Consider the following 16,047-nt stretch of genomic DNA (forward strand, 5'->3'; position numbering starts at 1 on the left):
ACACTTTCGTAGTGCCGCGCGGAGTATCGCGCTGTTTATCACGAACCGTCAATCGATTATTCTTTTGGCAATTTCGTCGATCCGATCGCCGCCGGCGCCGCGTCCAAGACCCGCCGCCGGCGCGCTGTCGCTGCCGCCGCGCGAACGCAGACGAGTGCCGAAGCCGCTCGGCGTGCTGGTGTAGAATGGCGCCGCGCCAGCAACCGCGACCCGGCGGCTCGGTGATGTTGCGGACGTGCAGCGCCTTGACCACCCGACGGGCCTGACCGGCGACTGCCGGCAAGCCGTTTTTCCTGACCGATGACCCCAAAGACGACCCCTTCCCCCTCCCCTGACCCAATCCCGCCGCGCGACATGTTTGCCGACTGCCTGGCGGTCGATCAGCGTCGTCTGCGCGCGCTGACGCGCGATCTGCGGCATTTGTTCGGTGCCAAGCGCGACGCCCGGCTGGCCGAGCGCGACAGCTTGCGCGAACGCTCGCAGGCGGCCGTCGCGGCGCGGCGGGCGCGGTTGCCAAAACCGGTCTTTGCCGACGAGCTGCCGGTCAATGGCCGACGCGCCGAGATCGCCGAGCTGATCGCCGCCAACCAGGTGCTGATCGTTTGCGGCGAAACCGGCTCGGGCAAGACCACGCAGATCCCGAAGATCTGCCTCGAGATCGGGCGCGGCAGCGCCGGCCTGATCGGCCACACGCAACCGCGGCGGATCGCCGCGCGGTCCACCGCCGCACGTATCGCGCACGAATTGCAGAGCCAGGTCGGCGGCCTGGTGGGTTACAAGATCCGCTTCAGCGATCGCACCTCGCCCGATGCCTTCGTCAAGCTGATGACCGACGGCATCCTGCTGGCCGAGACGCAAGGCGACGCCTGGCTCGAACAATACGACACGCTGATCATCGACGAGGCGCACGAGCGCAGCCTGAATATCGACTTTCTGCTCGGCTACCTCAAGCAGCTGCTGCCCAAGCGTCGCGACCTGAAATTGATCATCACTTCGGCGACGATCGACGCCGAACGTTTTTCGCAGCACTTCGACGACGCGCCGGTGATCGAGGTCTCGGGACGACTACATCCGGTCGAGTTGCGCTATCGACCGCTACAGAGCCAGGAAGACGACAAGGCCGGCGACGACGAGGGTGATCTGTATCAGGCGATCGTCGACGCCTGCGACGAACTGCATCGGGCCGGCCCGGGCGACGTGCTGGTCTTTCTGCCCGGCGAACGCGAGATCCGCGAGGCCGCCGAGGCCTTGCGCAAGCATCACCCGCCGCATACCGAAATCCTGCCACTGTTCGCGCGCCTGTCGGTCGAGGAGCAGGGGCGGATTTTCAAACCGCACGTTGGTCGCCGCATCGTCCTGGCGACCAACGTCGCCGAGACCTCGCTGACCGTTCCGGGTATCCGCTACGTCGTCGATTCCGGGCTGGCGCGCGTCAAACGCTATTCGTACCGCAACAAGGTCGAGCAACTGCAGATCGAGAAGATCGCGCAAGCGTCGGCCAACCAGCGCGCCGGACGCTGCGGCCGCGTCGCCGCCGGGGTCTGCATCCGCCTCTACGACGAGCAGGACTTCAGCTTGCGGCCGGCGTATTCGGAACCCGAGATCCTGCGCTCGTCGCTGGCCGGCGTCATCCTGCGCATGAAGGCCGTGCGCCTCGGCGACGTCGAGGATTTTCCCTTCCTCGAAGCGCCGCCGGCGAAGGCGATCAGCGACGGCTACCAGTTGCTGCTCGAACTCGGTGCGGTTAACGACGAGCATGCGCTGACAGCAATCGGCCAGGAGCTGGCGAAACTGCCGCTGGATCCACGCCTCGGGCGGATGATCGTCGCCGCCCGCGACGAAGGCTGTCTGCGCGAGGTGCTGGTCATCGCCGCTGCGCTGAGCGTGCAGGACCCGCGCGAACGTCCGCAGGAGCGACAGGGCAGCGCCGACGCCGCGCACCGCAAGTTCGCCGACGAAAAGTCGGAATTCCTCTCTTGGCTGAAGCTCTGGGACTGGTATCAGGCCGAGGTCGAGCACCGCAAGTCGCAGCGCAAGCTGGTCGAGGCGTGCCACGCCAACTTCCTGTCAGCACTGCGCATGCGTGAGTGGCGCGACATCCACGGGCAACTGCACGCCTTCGCCGCCGAGCAGCAATGGCGCGAGAACCAGCTGCCGGCGACTTACGACGCGATTCACCGCGCGCTCCTCGCCGGGCTGCTCGGCAACATTGGCTGCAAGTCGGAAGATTCAGCGTATTACCTCGGCGCGCGCGGCATCAAGCTGCTGATCCATCCGGGGTCGACGCTGCAGAAGAAGGCCGGCAAGTGGATCGTCGCCGCCGAAATCAGCGAAACAACGAGGCTGTTCGCGCGCTGCGTGGCGCGCGTCGAACCCGAGTGGCTGGAACGTGTCGGCGCACACCTGCTCAAGCGCAGCTACTTCGACCCGCACTGGGAGAAAAAGGCGATGCAGGCAATCGCCTTCGAGCGGATCACGCTCTATGGCATCGTCGTCGACCCGCGCCGGCGAGTCAATTTCGGGCCGCTCAACCCGCCGGCGGCACGCGAAGTCTTTATCCGGCAGGCACTGGTCGAAGGCGAGGTCAGCGACGAGTTCCAGCGACGCTGGGATTTCTTCACCCACAATCAACAGCTGGCGCTCGATATCGAGACGCTCGAACACAAATCGCGCCGGCCCGACGTGCTGGTCGACGACGAGCTGATCTACACCTTCTACGACCAGATCATTCCCGAGGGCATCTACAGCGGCGCCAGTTTTGACAAGTGGCTGCGCGATGCCGAACGCGAACAGCCGCGCCTCCTGCATTTGCTGCGCGAAGACCTGATGCGCCATGAGGCCGCAGGCATCACCAGCGAGGCGTTTCCACATCAGCTGCAACTGGGCGGCGTCGACTACCAGCTGGCGTATCACTTCGAACCCGGCAGCGCTCGCGATGGCGTGACGCTGACGCTGCCACTGGCGCAGCTCAACCAGCTGCCAGCGGCGCGCTGCGAGTGGCTGGTACCCGGGCTACTCAAGGAAAAGGTCCAGCAGCTGGTGAAAACGCTGCCGCAGCGGATCCGCGCCAAGCTGGTGCCGGTCCCGGAGTTCGCCGCCGACTTCGTCGCGCAAGTGCCGGCGGTGGACAAACCGCTGGTGATGGCGCTGATCGGATTCATCGTGCATACACGCGGGCTCAATACACGCGGTTGGGAGATCACGCCCGACGCTTTCCGTCCCGACGCTGTACCGGCACACCTGCACTTCAACTTCCGCCTGATCGACGAGAACGGGCGCCAGCTCGGCGTCAGCCGCAAGCTCAGCGATCTGCGCAGCGAATGGGGGCGCGAAGCGAAGCAGGAGTTCGCCGAGCTGCACGAGACGCCGGCCGAATTGTCTGGACTGACCGACTGGACTTTTGGCGAGCTGGCAGAGATCATCGAAGTCGATGTCGGTAACGGCCAAACGGTGGTCGGCTACCCCGGGCTGGCCGACGATGGCGACAGCGTCTCGGTGTGCGTCTTCGATTCGCCCGGTGAGGCGCTGCAGTCGCATTCGGCGGGTCTGCTGCGGCTGTTCATGCTGCACTTTCGCGAGCAGCAGAAATACCTGGAGAAGAATCTACCGGGGCTGACCCAGATGGCGATGCAATTCATGGCGCTTGGAACGTTCGACGAGCTGCGGCGGCAGTTGCTCGAACTGACGTTCGCACGCGCCTGCCTGAGCGATCCGTGGCCAAGCGACGCCGCCAGTTTCGCGGCGCGCTGCCTGGAGGCCAAACCACGGGTGGGCTTGCTGGCACAGGAAATTTGCCGTCTGCTTGGGCAGATCCTCGACGATTGGCTGGCGCTGCACAAGAAACTGCTGGCGTGCAAGAGCTCGGGCAGCACAGTGCACGATATCGAGGGACAATTGGCACGGCTGATCGGCAAGCACTTCATCACCGAAACACCCTTCGAGCGTCTGCAGCACTTCCCCCGCTACCTGAAAGCGATCGCGCTGCGGCTCGACAAACTGAAAGCGGGCGGCGCCCAGGGCGCGGCGCGCGATAGCCGCTTGCTGGCCGAGTACCTGCCGCTGTGGACAAACTATCAGCGACGCGCCACGGTGTTGGCCAAACAGGGAGTCGGCGACGCGCAGCTCGAACAGTTTCGCTGGTTACTCGAAGAACTGCGCGTGCACCTGTTCGCGCAGGAGCTGCGCACGCCGACGCCGATTTCGAGCAAACGTCTGCAGAAGATGTGGGAAGGCATGTAAGGCCATGGCCACGCTGGGCAAGGAGAGGAACAATGACTGAGATCGTGCTGGCGATGGGGCGCAGCCTGCGGACGCTGGGCCGCGGCCGCGTCTGGCTGCTGTTTTTCGGGCCGGCGGTGGTCGCCCTGCTGGTCTGGATCGCGCTGACGGTGTTCGCCCTTGAGAGTCTGATCGGCGCCCTCATCGAGCAGCCGCCATTGACCTGGCTGGTCGGCTGGGGAGTGGCGTGGCTGGCCAAGCTCGGCGCCGTACTCGGCGGCTGGCTGCTGATTCTCGCCGCCGCCTTCGTCACGGCGATGCTGCTGGCGGCGATCTTCGTAATGCCGCTGCTGCTCGACCACGTCGCCCTGGCTGATTACCCGGAACTGGCACGCCTCGGCAAGGACAGCGTCGCAGCGGGCGCCTGGAACAGCATTGCCGCGGTCGTCCTGTACCTGATCGGCTGGCTGCTGACGCTGCCGCTGTGGTTGATCCCGGGCCTTGGCCTGCTGCTGCCGATCCTGTGGATGGCCTGGTTGACGCGTCGGACCTTTGCCTTCGACGCGCTCACCGTGCACGCCACCGAGCAGGAATGGCGCGAGCTGCGTCGCCAGCATGGCCTGCCGCTGCTGCTCCTCGGTGTCGTCCTGGCGCTGCTGGCGCATATCCCGATCCTCGGCCTGCTGACGCCGACGCTGGCCGCCCTGGCGTTTACGCACTTCTGCCTCGAGGCCTTGCGACGCTTGCGGCAAGGAGCGCTGGTGGCGGTGATCAACGAACAGCCGGCGCTGGAGGAAGTGAAATGAGTTTCGGAGCAATCATCATCGGTGACGAGCTCCTCTCGGGAAAGCGCAGCGACCAGCACTTTGCCAAGATCGCCGAGTTGCTGGCGGCGCGCGGCCTGCGCCTGTCGTGGGTCGAATACCTCGGCGACGACGCGGCGCGCATCGCCGCGACCCTGCGGCGCAGCCTGGCCGCTGGCGACGTCGTTTTCAGTTTTGGCGGTATCGGCAATACGCCGGACGACCAGACGCGGCAAGCGGCGGCCGCCGCGCTGGGTGTTGACCTGGTCTTGCATGCCGACGCCGAACGCGAGATTCGCGGCCGTTTCGGCGACCAGACCAACGCCGTTCGCCTGCTGCTCGGCACCTTCCCGCGCGGCGTGGACATCATTCCCAACCCGTTCAACCGTATTCCGGGCTTTCGCGTACGCGACCATCACTTCGTACCGGGTTTCCCGCAGATGGCGCACCCGATGGTTGAATGGGCGCTCGACACCTTCTATGGCGATCTTTTTCACCGCCAGCCGAGCGTCGAAAAAGCCTTCCTGTTGACCGGAGCCAACTGCTACGAAAGCGCGCTACTCGATCTGATGGAGGAAATCGTCGGCGATTTTCCGACGCTACGACTGTTCAGTCTGCCGTCGATAGCCGACGACGGGCAGCGCCGGCACCTCGAACTCGGCGTTGAAGGCGAGGCGGCACTGGTCGATGAAGCGATGGGCAGGATCCGCCAGGAGGTCGAGCGGCGCGGCATCAGCTGGCGCTGGCGCCCCTAGAGCACGCCATCGACGACCTGCGGTAAACCAAAAAAAACCCCGACCACAGCCGGGGTTCTGCTCAGCGCCTGCGGCGCCTTTGTGCGGCGCTTACTTCTTGGGCGAAAGAACCGATGCGGCCTGCGAGGTGGCGTTGGACACCGCTTTGATGTTGGTGTCGACGATGTCGGTCATCTGCTTGGCCATCTGCGAGATGTTCTCGAAGGCCGTCGTCGATGCACTCATCATCTGCTTCATCGCGCCAGAAAAGACGTCGCCAGCGATCGGCGCCGCAGCGGTCTTGCCAACGACGCCGCCAGCGGACTTGGCCATGGCGCTGTATTGCTGCTCCATCACCGAAGTGATTTCCCGCTGCATGTTCGCCGACAGATCGTACAGACCGCGCGAGTACTCCATGAGTTTCTCAACGTTCGGCTGTGCCAGCGAGCCCGCCATACTGGCCAACTCCTTGGGATCCTTGACGCCCAGCAGCTGCTGAGCGCCACCGGCACTGGAGTTGAAGAGTTCGCGGCTGGCGGCGAGATTGAGCGCGGACAGTTGTTCCATGCCGTGGAAAGCGGTACGAACCAGCGTCATCATGACTTGTGCGTTGGCTTTTTGGCTCTCGGCGAGTTGTTCGAGATTGATGGTGTTCATAAATTCCTCCGTAAATGGCAATAATGAAGCGCATTAAGCGCGTGACGGATACTCGAGGAAGCGTGAACACTGCGACACGCTCGGTCTGCTCCCGTCAGGGGTACTACGGTTCAGGCTGTTGGCGGCTGGCCACTTCGCGGCGCTCCGAAGAGGCCCCGGCAGCATACCGGGAGCCCTTCAGACGCTTGCTGGCGAAACCGTTGCGGCGAGCCTGAGAGACGCGGGCAAGCTTACTTCTTGACCGCTGCAGCGGTCGCACCAACAGCCTTGACGGTGGCGTTGGTCGCCGCGGCAACGTTTGACTCGGCAAGATCGGCAACCTGTTTGGCCGCTTTATTCATGGTGTCAAAAGCCGAGGTGGCCGACGCGATAGCCGACTTGACGGCCGAAACGGCAACGTCCGAACCCACCGGCGCGTTCTTGGCGGCTTGCTCGAGCAGCCCGAAGGACTTCTTCTGGAACTCGGCGAACTGCGCTTCGAGGAGCTTGGAAACTTCTTCCTTCGACTGTGCCGAAATTTCATAGACGCTACGGGTGTAGGCAACGGCCTTTTCGACATTCGGCTGCGCCAACGACGCCTGCACCGAGAAGAACTCTTGCGCATTCTTGGCGCCGAGCATTGCCTTGGCGTTGGCAACGCCGTCTTCGAGCATCGAACGGGCGGTATTCAGGTTCAACGCAGCGATGCGCTCGGCGCTGGCCAGAGCGGTGTTGGCAAGAGTCAGCATGGCGTCGACCGAAGCTTTGTTGGCAGCGGCGAATTGTTCGGGCGTGGTAAACATGGTCAATCTCCTCAATATGGATGGGGGCACAACAAACATGTGCAATGTTTAACTCCGGGGCCCTGCGCCTGTTGGCTGCCAGACCTTTTGTTGCACTGCACCATGGACAGTATTATAGCCCCCCGCCGGCGCTTGTCAAGAATTTTTTGGTGCGCCGCAACATATCCACTACCGCATTGTTTTATATGAAATTAAACTGAATAAACCAAGCACTCGCCGGGAAGCATCGACGACTTCTGCTGCGCCGCACGGTCAGCGGCACGCTAGCAGGCCGGCGACGCGCCGGTCGCTTCACTTGGCGGTGGTCTTGGCGGCCGCCGCCGGCTTGAGCGTCAGCGGTTCTCCAGCCGCTGCCGTGTCGTTCTTGCCGCGCGGCTGAATGATCGCCTTGACGCGCGCCTGCGCGGCGCCGGTGGCGCTCTTGGTGGCACCGGCGCCGGTCGTGACCAGGTACTTTTCGTTCAGCGCATCGTAAGAAATATACGGGCCCTTGACTTCGTCGCCGCCGCTCTTGACCCAGGCGCGATTGAAGAATTCGCTCTTTTCGGCGCGCGCGTCGTAGTCGATTCGCTCGGCCTCGCCCTCAATGAAGTCGTCTTGTCCCTCGCGCTTCTGCCGGAAGCGGGCCAGGCCGTCGGCGCCGCCGGTCGCCGTACCTTTCTGAAATCCATCGGCGTCCTGGGTGACTACCAGGTGGCTGGTGAGAATCTGCAAGGTACCCTGAATCAGGACCACGTTGCCTTCGAGGACCTGGACCTTCTTGATGTCGTCGATGCTCATCCGGTCCGCTTCAAGCTGAACGGGTTTCTCGCGGTCCGCGCGCTCGGCTTGTGCCGGCATCGACACGAGCATCAGCAGGAGGCTGCTCGCGCAGGCGCAGTAATGGGTTTTTTTCATGTCGTGGGCTTTTTCTTGGCTGAACGGCTTTCAATTTCTCCGGTCACCCGGGATTCCAGCAGATAAGTCTGCAGCTTGTGGTCGACCTGCATGCCGACGCCTTTTATCCATGAGTTCCCCTGCGTGATCACCACCGGGCTCTCGGTGAACGCCTTTTCAACATCGGTAAGAACGGTCAATTCCGGAGTCTCGACAAGCAGCGGCGGGTAGTTTGCGGTCGCCTCGCGGCGCACCTCGACGTTTTCCTTGAGGTCGACGCGCTCACCTTTGGCGCTCAGATGTCCCTGCAAGGCACTGATGCTTACCGTCGGTTTGGTCGGATTCAGATAAACCAGCCTGGGCTTGACCAGGTCGACGGTGTCGTCATCGGGATAGTGACGAATCTCGTCGGCGTACAGCGTGTACTGCAGCGCTCCGCCCTGGTCGATCCTGCGCACCGTCGCATCGCTGACGATGTAATCGGGATCGTGACGACGACTGCCGTCGCCGCGGCTTTCCGAGATATCCGTCGCGTAGCGCAACCAGAAAGTCAGCGCCGCCAGAACCAGCATGATGAAAATCGGCAGCGCCGCGCTGCTCCAGCGCTTCATGCCAGACCTTGATGGCCGATGGCCCGCGGACGCCGTTGGCCAGCCACCGTGATCATCAGATGACCTTGGCCCTGAACAGGTCGTGCATGTTCAGGGCGCCAAGCAGCACGCCATTTTCGTCAAGCACCGGCAACTGGTTGATCTTGTACTGCTCCATCATCTCGACCGCTTCGACGGCCAGGCGTTCGGGCGCAATCGAGCGCGGCGCCTGGCTCATGACATCGGCCACCCGCAGTCTGCGCAGGTCGAGTCCCCTGGCGAAGGCGCGCCGCAAGTCACCATCGGTGATGATGCCGATCACGCGGCGCTCCGGCGTCACCACACAGGTCATGCCGATACCGCCGCGCGAGATCTCGAGGATGGCGTCGGGCAGACCGGTCTCCGCAACGACCACCGGCAGGGCAGCACCGGCGCGCATGACATCGCGAACGTGGGTCAACAAGCGGCGCCCGAGCGTACCTCCCGGGTGCGAGCGGGCGAAATCCTCGGCGCCAAAACCGCGCGAATCAAGCAGTGCTACCGCCAGCGCGTCGCCGAGCGCCAGCACGGCGGTGGTACTGGCGGTCGGCGCCAGATTGAGCGGACACGCTTCGACCGCCACCGCGGCGTCGAGGTGGACGTCCGACTCGATGGCCAGCGACGACTGCGCTTTGCCGGTCATGCTGATCAGCTTGGCGCCGAGTCGTTTGATGATCGGCACGATGGTCAGCAGTTCGACGCTTTCGCCGGAATTTGAAATGGCGATCAGGACGTCGTCGCGGGTGATCATCCCGAGGTCACCGTGACTGGCCTCGGCAGGATGAACGAAATAGGCCGGCGTGCCCGTACTTGACAGTGTCGAGGCGATCTTGCGCCCGACATGACCGGACTTGCCCATGCCACTGACGATAACCCGACCGTGGCAGTTGAGAATCAGCGCCACAGCCTGCAAGAACAAACCGTCGATGCGATCGGCCAATGCAAGCACCGCGTCGGCCTCGATGCGCAGCACCTGCCGGGCCAGATCCAGCGCCTTCGACGATGGCCTCACTTGGTTCATTGGCAGGCAGCGGTTATCATCCGCCGAGTATAACAGAAGGTCATGGCACGCCGACCGTGCCCCGCCTCTGCGGCGGCGGCAAAAAGGTGCCGGCAACCGAGAAGAGCGATCGAGGCTCGCCCACCGAGGGCTGTCGTCAAGATTTTCCCTCACTTCCCGGGCGCCTGCCGATTGGCCCGCCGAAGCGGGGCGATTCGCGGCAATCCGTGAATCACCGACACGTCGCCAACGAAACGACATGAGGGACAAATGGATACGCTACCAACCATCGTGATGCTGCTCGGCGCCTCGGTCGTCTCGGTGATCTTTTTCCGCTCGGCCAACCTACCGCCGGTACTCGGCTATCTGCTGGTCGGCGCGATCATTGGCCCGCACGCGCTTGACCTGATCGGCAGCTTGACCGGCGCGCAGCATCTGGCCGAGTTCGGCGTCGTTTTCCTGATGTTCTCGATCGGGCTCGAGTTTTCACTACCCAAGCTGTACGCCATGAAGCGCATCGTCTTCGGTCTCGGCCTGCTGCAGGTGTTGCTGACGCTGGCCGTGGTCACCGCCATTGTCACCGCGCTCGGGCTGAGCTGGCAGGAGGGGGTGGCGCTCGGCGGCGCGCTGGCGATGTCATCGACGGCGGTGCTGACCAAGCTACTGACCGAGCGCCTTGAACTCGACAAGGCGCATGGCCGCGAGGTGATGGGCGTACTGCTCTTCCAGGATATCGCCGTCGTGCCGCTGTTGATCCTGATTCCGTCGTTTTCGGAAACGCCCGAGCGGATGGCGACGATGATGGGCCTGGCGCTTCTCAAGGCCGTCGTCGTCTTGTCGGTGGTGCTGTTCTTCGGCCAGCGCCTGATGAGCCGCTGGTTCGACGTCGTTGCCAAGGGCAAGTCGGCCGAGCTGTTCATGCTCAACGTCCTGCTGATCACCCTGGGCCTCGCCTACCTCACCGAGGTCGCTGGCCTGTCGCTGGCGCTGGGCGCTTTTGTCGCCGGCATCCTGATCTCCGAGACGCAATACCGGCATCACGTCGAAGAGGACATCAAACCGTTTCGCGACGTCCTGATGGGGCTGTTTTTCGTCACCATCGGCATGATGCTCAACGTCCCGCTGGTGGTCGCCAACGCGCCGCTGGTGCTCGGCGTCCTGGCGGCGCTGCTGGCCGTCAAGCTGGCGCTGGTCCTGGGCCTCTCGCGGCTGTTCGGCTCGACCTTTGGCGGCGCCCTGCGCACCGGCCTGTGGCTATGTGCCGGCGGCGAGTTCGGTTTTGTCCTGCTCGCCGAAATGCGCCGCTTCGAACTGCTGCCGTCGCCGGTCCTGCAAGCGGTGCTGGCGGCGCTGGTCCTGTCGATGCTGCTGGCGCCGCTGATCGTCCAGTACAGCAACCAGCTCGTCCTGCGCTTCGCCGCCAGCGAATGGCTGATGCGCTCGATGCAGATGACCCAGTTGGCGGCCAAGACGATGAACACCGAGAAGCACGTGGTAATCTGCGGTTACGGCCGCACGGGTCAGTATCTGGCGCGCTTCATGGAACAGGAAGACGTCACCTACCTGGCGCTCGATCTTGACCCCGAGCGCATCCGTGAAGCAGCAGCGGCTGGCGAGAACGTCATCTACGGTGACGCCACGAGGCACGAAACGCTGGCCGCCGCCGGCATTGCGCGCGCCAGCGTGGCGATCATCTCCTTTGCCGACGCACGCGCCAGCGAACGCGTCCTCGAACACATTCGCCAGATCAAACCCGACCTGCCGGTCGTCGTGCGGACGCTCGACGAAAAGGATCTCGACACGCTGTTGCGAGCGGGTGCCGCCGAAGTCGTTCCGGAAACGCTGGAAACGAGCATGGCCCTGGCCTCGCACGCCTTGCGCCACCTCGGCGTGCCGAACGCGCAGGTGATCGAGCACTTCCGGCAGACACGAATCGGCCACTATCGGACGCTGCGCGGCTTCTTCCACGGCGAGAGCGACGCCGAAGCCGATACGCTGGACGTCGAAGAAGAACGCCTGCACTCCGTCCTGCTGGTCGATGGCGCGCGCGCCATCGGCCGGACGCTCGGCGAACTGGCGATGCCAGAACTTGGTGTCGAGGTGACGGCCGTTCGGCGGCGCAACATCCGCGCGCTCGAACCGTCGGCGGAAACGCTCTTCGTCGTTGGCGACGTGGTCGTGCTACTCGGCAAGCAAAGCGCCCTGAGCGCCGCCGAAGAGCGGCTCCTGCAGGGCTGAACAGCGCACGCGCGCCCTCGCCGCGTGCGAGTGCTCAGTAGCCCGCGCAGACCGTATATTGGCTGCCATCGACGATAGCGTTTGTCGCTACCGCCGCGCCGCCGCGGGCGGTACCGTCGAGTACCGCCTGCACCGAGCCACCCGCGGTATTGCCGTCGTCCATGCTGCTGTCAATTTGCCTGACGTAGCGGCCGAGGATGCCCGCCGAGCAGATGAAGAACGAACCGCGCATGCCGGCGATGAATGGTGCCGCGGCACCGAGAGCGCTGATACCGCTCTCAATCCCGATGAAGCCGCCGTCAGCATTGCGCGGCCGGTAGTTTACGTCGGCCAGCACCGTCGCGCCGGTCGCCAGGTTGGCCAATCGGGCGTGCTGCCAGAACACCGAGCTTTCGTCGGTGACCACGCCGGTACCGGCGCCGCCGGCATTCCACGCACCATCAATTCGGCCGTTGTTCTGCGCGCACTGGCCAGCGGTGTTGATGGGAGCGCAAGCCGCTGCAACGGCGGCGCCGAAAGCCAGATCGAGTTGCGCTTGCGTCTGGTCACCCGGAAAAGCCTTGAAGCGATCCTGATAGCCATAGACCAGACTCGATACGGTACGGAAGTCGCCGATCATGTTCTTGACCTTGGCACTATTGATCAGCTCCTGCCCCTTCAGCACGCCGCCCAGCAGCAGGCCGATGATGACGAGTACAATGGCAATCTCTACCAGCGTGAAACCCGCCTGTCTTTGTGGTAGCTGGTTCATGTCTTCCTCCAGTCCGTGTCGAAAATGATATTGGGTACCAAGCATGTTTCATGCCAGCCAAAATCAGCCGATTCGGCCGTCAGCGCCGGCGAAACTGTCGGCTTTTCGACACTCCTGCCCAAAGTCGGACTGCCGAAAGCCCTGACGCCAGGGCGGCGCGCCGCCACCGGAAGCGCCAGGTGACACCGCTGCAGCGTCTGGCCGGCCGCTTGCGCCAGCGTCAGCGCTGGTTGCTGATTGCTTTGCTCGGCGTCTTGCACCTGGCGCTGCTGGCCGACACCGACCGGCTATTCAGCATGCTCTGCTGGCTGGTCCATGTCGGCCTGTTCATTCTCTGGCAGCCCTTCATCTACGCCGAGCGCCGAGTCGACTTCAGCGGCCTGTTGGTGATTGCGCTGGTGCTCGGCGCTGGCATCACCTTTTACGGCTGGTGGCTGCTGATCGTCTGGGTGACCATCCTGGCAGCGCTGGTCGGCGGCCGCGTGATGTTCACCGACCATCGGCCGACGCGCACTTTCTACCTGATCGCCTTTGCCTACCTGCTGGCGGCGCTGCTCTTCTGGCTGGTGCCGAGGGTGCTGGCCAATGCGGCGCTGGTCGGCCCTTCGCTCGATCCCGAGTTCGCCTGGGGAATGCCGCTCTTCCTGCTGCTGATGACCGTGCTGCCGCTCTCTCCCGACAGCGATCGCCCGGGTGCGGCCATGGTCGATCTGTTCTACAGCCTGTTCATCTTCCTGCTCATTGCCGTCCTCGTGCTCGGCACTCTGGCGTTCATGCTGCTGCGCCAATCGGCCTATCTCGAAGCCCTGCTCAACACGCTGATCTCGATCGCCCTGCTGCTCTTGCTGATCGGCTGGACGTGGAACACCCGTCCCGGCTTCACCGGTATCGATGTTTTCTTCTCGCGCTATTTGCTGACCATCGGCTTGCCCTTCGAGAACTGGCTGCATCGCCTGACGACGCTGGCGAGTAGCCAGAGTGACCCGGAAAAATTCCTGTCGCAAGCGCTCGCCGAAATGCTCGAGCTGCCGTGGGTGGACGGCGGCAACTGGCTGGCAGGGCCACGCAGCGGCAGTTTTGGCGGCGCCTCGCGCTTTGCCCATGACTTTGCCGGACAACCGCTGCAGCTGACGCTGCACACCCGCCACAAGCTCAGCCCGGCGCTGGTCTGGCACTTCCATCTACTGGCGCAACTGGCCAACGAACACTACGTCGCCAAGCTACGGGCGCGCGAACTGCAGCAGGTTAGCTACCTGCGCGCGATTCACGAGACCGGCGCGCGCCTGACGCACGACGTCAAGAACCTGCTGCAAGCGCTGAACAATCTGTGCTATCTGGCGCAGACCAGCAACGGCCACCAAGGCCATCAACTCGAACTGCTGCAGCGGCAATTGCCACAGATCACCCAGCGCCTGCAACAGACTCTGGGCAAGCTGCAGAAGCCACAAAGCGAGGCCGGCGGCGTTCTGCCGGCCGAAATGTGGTGGCGGATCCAGCAGCAACGCTATGCCGGTCTGGCGGTCGACTTCATCGCCAGCGACCTCGACCCCAACGTTCTCTTGCCGACGACGCTTTTTGACAGCGTCGCCGACAATCTCCTGCAGAACGCCTTGCTCAAACGCCAAACGGAAAGCGCGCTGCAGGTCAGCGTCACGCTGGCCACCGACGCGTCCGCTCTGCGCGTCTGTGATTCCGGCAGCGCGGTCAGAGCGGAAGTGATCGCCGACCTGCTACGGGCACCGGTGGCGTCCGAGAACGGCCTGGGAATTGGCCTCTATCATGCGGCACGACAGGCCGAAAGCGCTGGCTACGAACTGCACCTGGCCGCCAATCAGCCGGGTCAGGTGTGCTTCGAGTTGCGCCGATGCCGGCCGGACAAGGGCGCAGCAGACCGTTAGACCTTCGCGCCACCGCCAACAACGGCGACCGACCGGCGGCCGATCAGTGGGTGAACCTGCATGTTGCCCTTGCCCTTCAGATGAATCACCTTCCCCGGATGAAAATCGAAGCGGTCGCGCAATCGCTGGTAGGTCCGCTCATCGACCTGAACGATCCCCGGGATTCCTTCGCTGGTGACCCGGCTGGCGATGTTGACCGTATCGCCCCACAGGTCGTAAATGAATTTCTTCTTGCCGACGACGCCGGCGACCACCGGACCCGTGCCGATGCCGATACGCAGTTCGAGGTGCCTATCATTGACGTCGAAATCGTGCCGCAGCAGGCGACACATCTCCAGCGCCATGTCAGCCAGCGCCCCAGAAAAATCGCTGCGCTGATCGTTCAAGCCACCGGCCACCATGTAGGCGTCGCCAATGGTTTTTATTTTCTCGAGACCATACTGTTCGGCAAGGCCGTCGAAGCACGAGAAAATCTTGTTCAACATGGCGAACACCTGCTGCGGCGTCAGCCCTTCGGCAATGCGAGTGAAATTGACGATGTCGGCAAACATCACCGAGACCTCGGCGAAGCCGTCGGCGATCGGCTCCTTGCTGTTCTTCAGGCGTTCGGCGATCGGCGCCGGCAGGATGTTGAGCAGCAGCCGCTCGGAGCGTTCCTGTTCGACTTGCAGCAGCTGGTGCGCTTCCTGCAGGCGTTGCTGGGCCCGGTGCTTTTCGCTGTCGGAGTAGCGAAGCAGCAGGTAAACGATCGCCGATACGCCGGTGAAATTGAGCGCGAAGAAGAACGCCGTAGTGGCCGCCGGCACCGTCTGCGGCAGGCTGCTCGGCGAATCTGCCAGGTAAAAATCGAAAGCCCCGGACAGCGCGGTCAAAAAAACGTACGCGAAAAACCATGCGCCCGACTCGCGCGTGCCGATGAACAGCACGGCACCGATCGGTGCCAGCAGCGCCCACAGGCTGATGCCGCTGGCGGTGATGAAGCTGCCAATACTCCACTGCGCAATGAACGGCGTAAACAAGAACAACGACAACTGAATCAGGCGGAAAGCGTTGAAATTGAGCGTCTTCAGGTAGACCAGCAGATTGCCGATCAGCAACAACTGCAGCGCAAAGGGAAGGTTGGACGAAAAGCGCGGCCCGAGTTGCCAGTAGATCGACAGCCAGACCATCGACGCCAGGCTGATCAGGCCGGTGGCAAAGAACAGCAGCGACTTCTGCAAGCGCCGTTCCTCGCCGTCGCTCGGCAAAATGCCGGCGTTGCGCAGTCTGTCGCGGAGGGTCCGGCCGGCGGTCATCGGAAGGCTCGCTGAATGTAGAACGAAGGCATAGGCTATTGGACCCCAAAGCGTCCTGACGGTCAATGTACGCGCAGCGGCGCCGGCCGACTCGATCCGACACGCTCGCCGCTCACGCACCGGCCAGCAAGACAGTGGGCCGGTGCAGTACGATCGGGCGAGCCGG

General features: G+C 63.6%; 12 protein-coding genes. 5 read left to right on the forward strand and 7 right to left on the reverse strand.

Annotated elements, in window-relative coordinates; all coding sequences use genetic code 11:
- Nucleotides 1-354: 354 nt before the first annotated feature.
- From hrpA to QZ656_RS05425, 3 genes are read left to right on the forward strand one after another with little or no spacing between them, the layout of a single operon-like run.
- A complete protein-coding gene (gene hrpA / locus QZ656_RS05415; RefSeq protein WP_291992431.1) occupies nt 355-4,239 on the forward strand; it encodes an ATP-dependent RNA helicase HrpA in 3,885 nt (1,294 codons plus the stop codon).
- Between the two features lie 32 nt (nt 4,240-4,271).
- The gene (locus QZ656_RS05420) at nt 4,272-5,024 is read left to right on the forward strand and encodes an EI24 domain-containing protein (protein WP_291992432.1); all 753 of its coding nucleotides are present in this window, start codon (nt 4,272-4,274) and stop codon (nt 5,022-5,024) included.
- On the forward strand, nt 5,021-5,776 hold the full coding sequence (locus QZ656_RS05425; protein ID WP_291992433.1) for a molybdopterin-binding protein: 756 nt from the start codon (nt 5,021-5,023) through the stop codon (nt 5,774-5,776). Before QZ656_RS05420 ends, QZ656_RS05425 begins: the two co-directional genes overlap by 4 nt.
- Before the next feature lie 90 nt (nt 5,777-5,866).
- Here the strand turns inward: QZ656_RS05425 and QZ656_RS05430 are convergent, their stop codons facing one another.
- From QZ656_RS05430 to QZ656_RS05450, 5 genes are all read right to left on the reverse strand, one after another.
- Nucleotides 5,867-6,412 carry a phasin family protein gene (locus QZ656_RS05430; protein WP_291992434.1) on the reverse strand — a complete coding sequence of 182 codons (546 nt, stop codon included), beginning with the start codon at nt 6,410-6,412 and terminating at the stop codon, nt 5,867-5,869.
- A 230-nt stretch (nt 6,413-6,642) separates the two neighbouring features.
- Nucleotides 6,643-7,194 carry a phasin family protein gene (locus tag QZ656_RS05435; protein WP_291992435.1) on the reverse strand — a complete coding sequence of 184 codons (552 nt, stop codon included), beginning with the start codon at nt 7,192-7,194 and terminating at the stop codon, nt 6,643-6,645.
- A 291-nt stretch (nt 7,195-7,485) separates the two neighbouring features.
- Nucleotides 7,486-8,091, reverse strand: coding sequence for a lipopolysaccharide transport periplasmic protein LptA (lptA, locus tag QZ656_RS05440; RefSeq protein WP_291992436.1), 606 nt, complete (start codon nt 8,089-8,091; stop codon nt 7,486-7,488).
- Complete coding sequence (gene lptC, locus QZ656_RS05445; protein ID WP_291992437.1) at nt 8,088-8,681, reverse strand: LPS export ABC transporter periplasmic protein LptC; 594 nt, start codon at nt 8,679-8,681, stop codon at nt 8,088-8,090. The genes lptA and lptC overlap by 4 nt, the downstream gene beginning before the upstream one ends.
- Before the next feature lie 55 nt (nt 8,682-8,736).
- Complete coding sequence (locus tag QZ656_RS05450; RefSeq protein WP_291992438.1) at nt 8,737-9,720, reverse strand: KpsF/GutQ family sugar-phosphate isomerase; 984 nt, start codon at nt 9,718-9,720, stop codon at nt 8,737-8,739.
- Nucleotides 9,721-9,969: 249 nt separating this feature from the next.
- Between QZ656_RS05450 and QZ656_RS05455 the strand changes: the two genes are divergently transcribed.
- The gene (locus QZ656_RS05455; protein WP_291992439.1) at nt 9,970-11,937 is read left to right on the forward strand and encodes a cation:proton antiporter; all 1,968 of its coding nucleotides are present in this window, start codon (nt 9,970-9,972) and stop codon (nt 11,935-11,937) included.
- A gap of 34 nt (nt 11,938-11,971) precedes the next feature.
- Here the strand turns inward: QZ656_RS05455 and QZ656_RS05460 are convergent, their stop codons facing one another.
- Nucleotides 11,972-12,688, reverse strand: a complete 717-nt coding sequence (locus QZ656_RS05460; RefSeq protein ID WP_291992440.1) for a prepilin-type N-terminal cleavage/methylation domain-containing protein — start codon at nt 12,686-12,688, stop codon at nt 11,972-11,974.
- Between the two features lie 179 nt (nt 12,689-12,867).
- On the opposite strand from QZ656_RS05460, the gene QZ656_RS05465 reads away from it, so the two are divergent.
- The gene (locus tag QZ656_RS05465) at nt 12,868-14,586 is read left to right on the forward strand and encodes a sensor histidine kinase (protein ID WP_291992441.1); all 1,719 of its coding nucleotides are present in this window, start codon (nt 12,868-12,870) and stop codon (nt 14,584-14,586) included.
- On the opposite strand, the gene QZ656_RS05470 is transcribed toward QZ656_RS05465, so the two are convergent.
- Nucleotides 14,583-15,881, reverse strand: a complete 1,299-nt coding sequence (locus QZ656_RS05470) for an adenylate/guanylate cyclase domain-containing protein (protein WP_291992442.1) — start codon at nt 15,879-15,881, stop codon at nt 14,583-14,585. The genes QZ656_RS05465 and QZ656_RS05470 overlap by 4 nt on opposite strands.
- Nucleotides 15,882-16,047: the final 166 nt, after the last annotated feature.

Origin of the sequence: Candidatus Accumulibacter sp. ACC003 (genome assembly GCF_907163085.1) — a bacterium.
GTDB lineage: Bacteria > Pseudomonadota > Gammaproteobacteria > Burkholderiales > Rhodocyclaceae > Accumulibacter.

What these genes read in the sequence shown, in the direction of transcription:
- QZ656_RS05450 (WP_291992438.1), bottom strand. Translation starts at nt 9,720, where the DNA reads ATGAACCAAGTGAGGCCATCGTCGAAGGCGCTGGATCTGGCCCGGCAG.
- QZ656_RS05435 (WP_291992435.1), bottom strand. Translation starts at nt 7,194, where the DNA reads ATGTTTACCACGCCCGAACAATTCGCCGCTGCCAACAAAGCTTCGGTC.
- QZ656_RS05430 (WP_291992434.1), bottom strand. Translation starts at nt 6,412, where the DNA reads ATGAACACCATCAATCTCGAACAACTCGCCGAGAGCCAAAAAGCCAAC.
- hrpA (WP_291992431.1), top strand. Translation starts at nt 355, where the DNA reads ATGTTTGCCGACTGCCTGGCGGTCGATCAGCGTCGTCTGCGCGCGCTG.
- QZ656_RS05455 (WP_291992439.1), top strand. Translation starts at nt 9,970, where the DNA reads ATGGATACGCTACCAACCATCGTGATGCTGCTCGGCGCCTCGGTCGTC.
- QZ656_RS05460 (WP_291992440.1), bottom strand. Translation starts at nt 12,688, where the DNA reads ATGAACCAGCTACCACAAAGACAGGCGGGTTTCACGCTGGTAGAGATT.
- lptA (WP_291992436.1), bottom strand. Translation starts at nt 8,091, where the DNA reads ATGAAAAAAACCCATTACTGCGCCTGCGCGAGCAGCCTCCTGCTGATG.
- QZ656_RS05425 (WP_291992433.1), top strand. Translation starts at nt 5,021, where the DNA reads ATGAGTTTCGGAGCAATCATCATCGGTGACGAGCTCCTCTCGGGAAAG.
- lptC (WP_291992437.1), bottom strand. Translation starts at nt 8,681, where the DNA reads ATGAAGCGCTGGAGCAGCGCGGCGCTGCCGATTTTCATCATGCTGGTT.
- QZ656_RS05470 (WP_291992442.1), bottom strand. Translation starts at nt 15,881, where the DNA reads ATGACCGCCGGCCGGACCCTCCGCGACAGACTGCGCAACGCCGGCATT.
- QZ656_RS05420 (WP_291992432.1), top strand. Translation starts at nt 4,272, where the DNA reads ATGACTGAGATCGTGCTGGCGATGGGGCGCAGCCTGCGGACGCTGGGC.